The organism is Streptomyces sp. NPDC007095, assembly GCF_040634475.1.
Classification (GTDB): domain Bacteria; phylum Actinomycetota; class Actinomycetes; order Streptomycetales; family Streptomycetaceae; genus Streptomyces.
This window is the reverse complement of sequence record NZ_JBEYFS010000409.1, coordinates 1-5372: the sequence shown is the minus strand read 5'-3', so window position 1 is coordinate 5372 and position 5372 is coordinate 1. Positions and strand designations below refer to the sequence as shown.

The 5372-nt window shown below is 69.6% G+C and carries 7 protein-coding genes; all 7 read left to right on the top strand.

Features of this window, described 5'->3' with window-relative positions; all coding sequences use genetic code 11:
- On the top strand, window positions 1-513 hold a 513-nt coding region (locus ABZ656_RS56135; RefSeq protein WP_360280207.1), incomplete at its 5' end, for a biotin/lipoyl-containing protein.
- Window positions 514-679: 166 nt separating this feature from the next.
- Window positions 680-1009, top strand: coding sequence for a TcmI family type II polyketide cyclase (locus ABZ656_RS56130; RefSeq protein ID WP_054237209.1), 330 nt, complete (start codon window positions 680-682; stop codon window positions 1007-1009).
- Window positions 1006-2277, top strand: coding sequence for a beta-ketoacyl-[acyl-carrier-protein] synthase family protein (locus ABZ656_RS56125; RefSeq protein WP_101399151.1), 1272 nt, complete (start codon window positions 1006-1008; stop codon window positions 2275-2277). The genes ABZ656_RS56130 and ABZ656_RS56125 overlap by 4 nt, the downstream gene beginning before the upstream one ends.
- Complete coding sequence (locus tag ABZ656_RS56120) at window positions 2274-3488, top strand: ketosynthase chain-length factor (RefSeq protein ID WP_101399153.1); 1215 nt, start codon at window positions 2274-2276, stop codon at window positions 3486-3488. The genes ABZ656_RS56125 and ABZ656_RS56120 overlap by 4 nt, the downstream gene beginning before the upstream one ends.
- A gap of 75 nt (window positions 3489-3563) precedes the next feature.
- On the top strand, window positions 3564-3839 hold the full coding sequence (locus tag ABZ656_RS56115) for an acyl carrier protein (protein ID WP_054237212.1): 276 nt from the start codon (window positions 3564-3566) through the stop codon (window positions 3837-3839).
- A gap of 96 nt (window positions 3840-3935) precedes the next feature.
- The gene (fabG, locus tag ABZ656_RS56110) at window positions 3936-4721 is read left to right on the top strand and encodes a 3-oxoacyl-ACP reductase FabG (protein WP_060898869.1); all 786 of its coding nucleotides are present in this window, start codon (window positions 3936-3938) and stop codon (window positions 4719-4721) included.
- Between the two features lie 51 nt (window positions 4722-4772).
- Window positions 4773-5372: SRPBCC family protein (locus ABZ656_RS56105; protein WP_360280202.1), on the top strand; the 600-nt coding region annotated here is incomplete at its 3' end.

Below are 5372 nucleotides of genomic sequence, written 5' to 3'. Positions count from 1 at the left end.
GCGGTCGTCAAGGACCCGGCCTTCGCCCCCGAACTGACCGGCTCCGCCGACCCGTTCACGGTCCACACCCGCTGGATCGAGACCGAGTTCGCCAACGAGATCCCCGCGTTCACGGCTCCCGCGGACACCGAGACCGACGAGGAGCCGGGCCGCGAGACGGTTGTCGTCGAGGTCGGCGGCAAGCGCCTCGAGGTCTCGCTGCCGTCCTCGCTGGGCATGTCCCTGGCCCGCACCGGCCTCGCCGCCGGCGCCAAGCCCAAGCGCCGCGCCGCCAAGAAGTCCGGCCCGGTCGCCTCCGGTGACACGCTCGCCTCGCCCATGCAGGGCACGATCGTCAAGGTCGCGGTCGAGGAGGGCCAGGAGGTCAAGGAGGGCGACCTCGTCGTCGTCCTGGAGGCCATGAAGATGGAACAGCCCCTCAACGCCCACCGCTCGGGGATCGTCAGGAGCCTCACCGCCGAAGTGGGCGCGTCCGTCGCCTCGGGCGCCGCCATGTGCGAAATCACCAGCTGAATTCCCGGGGCATTGCCTGGCATTCCCCGGCATTCTCCAGCGCAATTCTGAACCGGTCTGACAATTCCCTGACACAGGGAATATTGAAACCGCTCGTACCGCCCAAGATACTGAATATGAGCTTTCGTCAACTGTTGTGTGGTGGGCCCCGAGGAGAGGGAAACGTATGTACAGCACGCTGATTGTGGCTCGGATGGATCCCGGGTCGAGCGTCGACGTCGCGAAGATTTTCGGTGATTTCGACGACACGGAAATGCCGCACCGCATGGGCACGCGCCGGCGCCAGCTCTTCCAGTACCGGGGTCTGTACTTCCACCTCCAGGACTTCGACGCGGACAACGGCGGCGAGCTGATCCAGCACGCCCGGCACGACCCCCGCTTCATACAGATCAGCGAGGACCTGAAGCCGTTCATCGAGGCGTACGACCCGGCCACCTGGCGCTCCCCGGCCGACGCGATGGCCACACGCTTCTACAACTGGGAGGCGTCCGCGTGACCGGCCGACGAGTTGTCATCACCGGTATCGAGGTGCTCGCCCCCGGTGGTGTCGGGGCGAAGAACTTCTGGAACCTGCTGAGCGAGGGCCGTACGGCCACCCGCCGCATCACGTTCTTCGACCCCAGCCCGTTCCGTTCCCGGGTCGCCGCCGAGATCGACTTCGATCCGGCGGAGCACGGACTGCGCCCGCAGGAGATACGCCGGATGGACCGCGCCGCGCAGTTCGCGGTGGTCGCGGCCCGCGGCGCGGTCGCCGACAGCGGTATCGACATCGACGCCTACGACCCGTACCGCGTCGGCGTCACCATCGGCAGCGCGGTCGGCGCGACCATGGGTCTGGACGAGGAGTACAACGTCGTCAGCGACGGCGGCCGGCTTCACCTGGTCGACCACGCCTACACGGCCCCGCATCTGTACAACTACCTGGTCCCCAGCTCCTTCGCGGCCGAGGTCGCGTGGGCCGTGGGTGCGCAGGGCCCCAACACGGTGGTCTCCACGGGCTGTACGTCCGGCATCGACTCGGTCGGGCACGCCGTGGAACTGCTCCGTGAGGGCTCGGCCGACGTCATGATCACGGGTTCGTCCGACGCCCCGATCTCGCCGATCACGATGGCGTGCTTCGACGCGATCAAGGCGACGACGCCCCGGGACGACGTACCCGAGCGCGCCTCGCGCCCCTTCGACGGGACCCGCAACGGGTTCGTCCTCGGTGAGGGTGCCGCCGTGTTCGTCCTGGAGGAGCTGGAGAGCGCCAAGCGGCGCGGTGCGCACATCTACGCCGAGATCGCGGGCTATGCGACGCGCTCGAACGCGTACCACATGACGGGTCTGCGCCCCGACGGGGCGGAGATGGCCGAGGCCATCACGGTCGCACTCGACGAGGCCAGGATGAACCCGACCGAGATCGACTACATCAACGCGCACGGCTCGGGCACCAAGCAGAACGACCGCCACGAGACCGAGGCGTTCAAGCGGAGCCTGGGCGACCACGCCTACCGGACCCCGGTCAGCTCGATCAAGTCGATGGTCGGGCACTCGCTCGGCGCGATCGGCTCCATCGAGATCGCCGCGTCCGCGCTGGCGATGGAGAACCACGTCGTGCCGCCCACGGCCAACCTCACCACCCCCGACCCCAAGTGCGACCTCGACTACGTGCCGCTGGTCGCCCGCGAGCAGCTCACCGACGCGGTGCTCACGGTCGGCAGCGGCTTCGGGGGCTTCCAGAGCGCCATGGTGCTGGCGCGTCCCGAGAGGAGCGTGGCATGACCACCACGGTGGTAGTGACCGGTCTGGGCATCGCCGCCCCCAACGGACTGGGCACACAGGACTACTGGGCCGCCACCCGGACCGGCAAGAACGGCATCGGGCGGGTCACCCGCTTCGACCCGTCCTCCTACCCGTCGACCCTGGCGGGCGAGGTGCCCGGCTTCGTCGCCGCGGACGTGCTGCCGAGCCGGCTGCTGCCGCAGACCGACCACATGACGCGCATGGCGCTGGTCGCCGCCGAGTGGGCGCTCGCGGACGCGGGCATCGACCCCAAGGAACTGCCCCAGTACGACATGGGCGTCGTCACGGCCAGCTCCTCGGGCGGCTTCGAGTTCGGCCAGGGCGAGCTGGAGAAGCTGTGGAGCCAGGGCAGCCAGTACGTGTCCGCGTACCAGTCCTTCGCCTGGTTCTACGCCGTCAACAGCGGCCAGATCTCCATCCGCAACGGGCTCAAGGGCCCCAGCGGCGTCATCGTCAGCGACGAGGCCGGCGGTCTCGACGCGGTGGCGCACGGCCGGCGGCTCATCCGCAAGGGCACCCCGATGATCGTCTCCGGGGGCGTCGACGCGTCGATCTGTCCCTGGGGCTGGGTGGCGCAGATGGCCGGCGACCGGCTCAGCACCAGCGACGAACCGACCCGTGCCTACCTGCCCTTCGACGCCGACGCGGCCGGTTACGTACCGGGCGAGGGCGGCGCCATCCTGATCATGGAGTCGGCCGAGTCGGCGTGCGAGCGCGGCGCCAAGATCTACGGCGAGATCGCGGGCTACGGCTCGACGTTCGACCCGCGGCCCGGCAGCGACCGCGAGCCCGCCCTGCGCAAGGCGATCGAACTCGCCCTCGCCGACGCGGACACCGCCCCCGAGGACGTCGACGTGGTCTTCGCGGACGCGGCGGGCGTGCCGGAGCTGGACCGTATCGAGGCCGACGCGATCTCGGCGGTCTTCGGTGTCCGGGGCGTCCCGGTCACCGCGCCCAAGACGATGACGGGCCGGCTGTACTCCGGCGCGGCCCCGCTCGACGTCGCCACCGCGCTGCTGGCCATCGAGGAGGGCCTCATCCCTCCGACGGTGCACATCAACCCCGACGAGGAGTACGGCCTCGACCTGGTCCTCAACCAGTCGCGCACCGCCCAGGTGCGTACCGCCCTGGTCCTGGCCCGCGGTTACGGCGGCTTCAACTCGGCCGTCGTGGTCCGCGCCGTGGACTGACCGGTACTCCCCCTGCCTCCGACGCCCCCGAGACCCCCGACTGAACGATCCATTTCGACCTGGGAAGGAACCCACGTGTCCACTTCGGAATTCACCCTGGACGACCTGCGCCGCATCCTCCAGGAGGGCGCCGGCGTCGACGAGGGCGTCGACCTCGACGGCGACATCCTCGACGAGCCGTTCGAAGTCCTCGGCTACGAGTCGCTGGCGCTCCTGGAGACCGGCAGCCGTATAGAGCGCGAGTACGGGATCGTCCTCGACGAGGACCTGCTGACCGACGCCGACACCCCGCGTGCCCTCATCGAGGCCGTGAACCAGCAGTTCGGCGCCGACGAGCCCGCCGCCGCCTGACGCCCGACGGCGTTCCCGGACCGGGCGAAACCTTTCACCTGACCTCGTCCGGTCCGGCTCCGCCGCACCCCCGCAGAACAAAGGGAGAGGAAGCACATGTCAACGCTGGAAAAGCGGGTCGCTCTCATATCGGGGGCCACCAGCGGCATCGGCCTCGCGTCCGCGCGGGCGCTGGCCGCGGCCGGCCACCGCGTGTTCATCGGCGCCCGCAGCGCGGACAACGTCGCCGAGACCGTCAAGATCCTCCAGGAGGAGGGCATCGACGCCGACGGCACGGTCCTCGACGTCCGCGACCCCGCCTCGGTCGGCGCCTTCGTGCAGGCCGCGGTCGACCGCTTCGGCACCGTCGACGTCCTGGTCAACAACGCCGGCCGGTCCGGTGGCGGCGTCACCGCCGACATCGAGGACGAGCTGTGGACCGATGTCATCGACACCAACCTCAACAGCGTGTTCCGGCTGACGCGGGAGGTGCTCAACACCGGCGGCATGCGCCACAAGAGCCGTGGCCGCATCATCAACATCGCCTCCACGGCCGGCAAGCAGGGCGTGGTCCTGGGTGCCCCCTACTCCGCCTCGAAGCACGGCGTGGTCGGTTTCACCAAGGCCCTCGGCAATGAGCTGGCCCCCACCGGCATCACCGTGAACGCCGTCTGCCCCGGTTATGTCGAGACGCCGATGGCCCAGCGCGTGCGCGCCGGATACGCGGCCGCCTACGACACCTCCGAGGACGCCATCCTCGAGAAGTTCCAGGCCAAGATCCCGCTCGGCCGCTACTCCACCCCCGAGGAGGTCGCCGGCATGGTCGCCTACCTCGCCTCCGACACGGCCGCCTCGGTCACCGCGCAGGCCATCAACGTCTGCGGCGGACTCGGCAACTTCTGAGCACCCCCCACCGACCGGCAGCCCGTACCCAGCCATGGAGAAGAAAGCGTCATGACGACCCGTGAGGTAGAGCACGAGATCACGATCGCCGCGCCCGCACCGGCCGTGTACCGGCTGCTGGCGGAGGTCACGAACTGGCCCCGGATCTTCCCGCCCACCATCCACGTGGACCGAGTGGAGCACGACGGCTCCCAGGAGCGGATACGGATCTGGGCCACCGCCAACGGCGAGGCCAAGAACTGGACCTCGCGCCGCGAACTGGACCCCGAGGCCCTGCGCATCACCTTCCGCCAGGAGGTGACCGCCCCGCCGGTCGCCGAGATGGGCGGGACCTGGATCATCGAGCCGCTCGGCGAGAACGAGTCCCGGGTACGGCTGCTGCACGACTACCGCGCCGTCGACGACGACCCGCACGACCTCCTCTGGATCGACCGGGCCGTCGACAAGAACAGCCGCTCCGAGCTTGCCGCGCTGAAGAAGAACGTCGAGTTCGCGCACGCGGCGGAGGAGGTGACCTTCTCCTTCGAGGACACCGTCTACGTCGACGGGTCCGCCGAGGACGTGTTCGCCTTCATCAACGAGGCGAACCGGTGGTCGGAGCGTCTGCCGCACGTCGCCACGGTCCGTCTGGAGGAGGACACCGTGGGGCTC